At 67.3% G+C, this 2452-nt stretch carries 3 protein-coding genes; all 3 read left to right on the forward strand.

Translation table 11 applies throughout. The annotated features are described in order from the left end of the window. The first annotated feature begins 78 nt into the window (after positions 1-78). The gene (locus tag J2X21_RS27130; protein ID WP_310333283.1) at positions 79-465 is read left to right on the forward strand and encodes a transposase; all 387 of its coding nucleotides are present in this window, start codon (positions 79-81) and stop codon (positions 463-465) included. Continuing rightward, a complete protein-coding gene (gene tnpB, locus J2X21_RS27135; RefSeq protein ID WP_310333285.1) occupies positions 462-797 on the forward strand; it encodes an IS66 family insertion sequence element accessory protein TnpB in 336 nt (111 codons plus the stop codon). Before J2X21_RS27130 ends, tnpB begins: the two co-directional genes overlap by 4 nt. 63 nt (positions 798-860) lie before the next feature. Next, positions 861-2408 (forward strand): IS66 family transposase, encoded by a 1548-nt coding sequence (gene tnpC / locus J2X21_RS27140; RefSeq protein WP_310333286.1) that lies wholly within the window; start codon positions 861-863, stop codon positions 2406-2408. Positions 2409-2452 lie beyond the last annotated feature (44 nt).

Below are 2452 nucleotides of genomic sequence, written 5' to 3' on the forward strand. Positions count from 1 at the left end.
GTAAGCAGCCAGGGAACACATGTTGATCTGACCGTGCCTCGGTAGTGAACATCTGTCCGCTTAGAAGGAGGCGGACACGTGAACACTTATGGGGTCGATCTGATGGGCCGGCGTCGTCGGCGGCGGCACACGGCGGAGTTCAAGGCGGCGGTCATCGAGGAATGCCTCAAGCCCGGCGTATCCATCGCGGCCGTGGCGCTGGCGCACAGCCTGAACGCCAACATGCTGCGCAAGTGGGTCATCGACGCTGAGCACAAGACCATCGCCCCGCCGGTGAACGCGCCCGCTGAGCCCGAGCCGCCGGCGATGCCGCCGCCGACCTTCATCCCATTGGCGTTGCCCGCGCCGACGGTGGACGGTGAGATTCGCATCGAGCTGCAGCGCGCTGGCACGGTCATCAAACTGGTCTGGCCCGCTGCGGCGGCGCGGGACTGTGCCGCCTGGCTGAGGGACTGGCTTCGATGATCCGCGTGGACGCGGTCTGGCTATGCACCCAGCCGATGGACATGCGTGCCGGCACCGACACGACGCTGGCGAAGGTGGTGCAGGTCTTCGGCTCAGCCCGCCCTCACCACGCCTACGTCTTTGCCAACAAGCGATCGACCCGTCTGAAGGTGTTGGTGCACGATGGCATCGGCATCTGGCTGGCCGCGCGCCGGTTGCACCAGGGCCGCTTCACCTGGCCAGGCGGCGGCTGTGGCGCGCCGCAGTCCCTGACCCGTGAGCAACTGGATGCCCTCGTGCTGGGCCTGCCGTGGCAGCGCATCGGCGAGGCCGGCGTGATCGGCCTGACATGAGCCCAAGGCAATCGGTGCGTGCGCCGATGGTCAGCATGCCTGGTGCTGCGCACACTGGCCTCAATGCTTGCAGACCCGCCCATCTCTGCCGAAGAACTTGCCGCGCTGCAAGCGGCGGGCCTTGGTGAGGTCGGCGCCAAGCTGCTTCGCCGCATCGAGCACGACAGGCAGGAGATCGACCGGCGCGACGTGAAGCTGGAGAAGCTCTCGTTCGAGATCGCTCAGCTGAGGCGCCTGAAGTTCGGCAAGAAGAGCGAGCAGCTCGATGCCGAACAACGCGCACTGTTCGACGAGGCCGTGGACGCCGACATCGCCGCGGCCGAAGCGCAGCTTCAAGAACTGCTGGGCAAGAAGAAGCCCCCGGCAACGCCTGGCGAACGTCCCAAGCGCGCCACCTTGCCGGCGAATCTGCAGCGCGTGGACCGCCACCACGAACCCGAGAACACCACTTGCGCGTGCGGCTGTTCCCTCAAGCGTATCGGCGAGGACATCAGCGAGAAGCTGGACTACACGCCGGGCGTGTTCACGGTCGAGCGTCACATCCGCGGCAAGTGGGCCTGCGCGCGGTGCCGCGCGTTGACCCAGGCGCCGGTTCCAGCCGAGATCATCGACAAGGGCATCCCCACCTCCGGGCTGCTGGCCCAGGTGCTGGTCGCCAAGTACGCGGACCACCTCCCGCTGTACCGCCAGGAAGCCATCTTCGGCCGTGCCGGCGTCGCAGTCCCGCGCTCAACCCTGGGCGCCTGGATCGGCGTGTGTGGCCTGCGTCTGCAGCCCCTGGTCGATGCGCTGAAGGCACACATCCTGGCCTGCAAGGTCGTGCATGCCGACGAGACGCCGGTGGCCATGCTGGCGCCCGGCACCGGCAAGACGCATCGCGCCTACCTGTGGGCCTATGCCGCGGGTGCGTTCGAGCCCTTGCGCGCTGTCGTCTACGACTTCACCGCGTCCAGAGCCGGCGAGCACGCCAGAGCCTTCCTCGGCGACTGGCACGGCAGTCTCGTGTGCGACGACTACACCGGCTACAAGGCCAGCTTCGCGCTGGGCGTGACCGAGGCCGGCTGCATGGCCCATGCGCGGCGCAAGTTCGTCGAGCTGCACGAGGCCAACAAGAGCACCATCGCGGCGGCGGCCATCGACCTCATCGGCCAGTTGTACGGCATCGAGCGTGAGGTGAAGCTGCTCAGTGCGCAGCAGCGGCTGCACGAGCGACGAACACGAGCGGGGCCCATCGCCAAGGCGCTGCACGACTGGCTCCTCGCGCAGCGCGGCAAGATCACGGACGGCACCGCCACGGCCAAGGCCATCGACTACAGCCTCAACCGCTGGGCGGCGCTCACGCGCTACCTGGATGACCCGGCGCTGCCGATCGACAACAACCACGACGAACAGCAAATCCGCCCCTGGGCGACGGGGCGCAAGAACTGGCTGTTCGCGGGAACGCTGTTGGCGGGGCAGCGCGCCGCGGCCATCATGAGCCTGATCCAGTCAGCCAAGCTCAACGGGCATGACCCGTATGCCTACCTGAAGGACGTTCTGCAGCGGCTGCCGACACAACGGGCCTGCGCAATCGACGAGTTGCTGCCTCATCACTGGGTGCCAGCCATCTGACCGAACGCTCTGCAGCGGTCAACATGTGTTCGCTGGCTGCTTAC

Source organism: Roseateles asaccharophilus (assembly GCF_031458115.1).
GTDB lineage: Bacteria > Pseudomonadota > Gammaproteobacteria > Burkholderiales > Burkholderiaceae_C > Pelomonas > Pelomonas asaccharophilus_A.

Bases quoted from the DNA above. Each gene is read 5' to 3' on its own strand.
- tnpB (WP_310333285.1), top strand. From the start codon at position 462: ATGATCCGCGTGGACGCGGTCTGGCTATGCACCCAGCCGATGGACATG.
- tnpC (WP_310333286.1), top strand. From the start codon at position 861: ATGCTTGCAGACCCGCCCATCTCTGCCGAAGAACTTGCCGCGCTGCAA.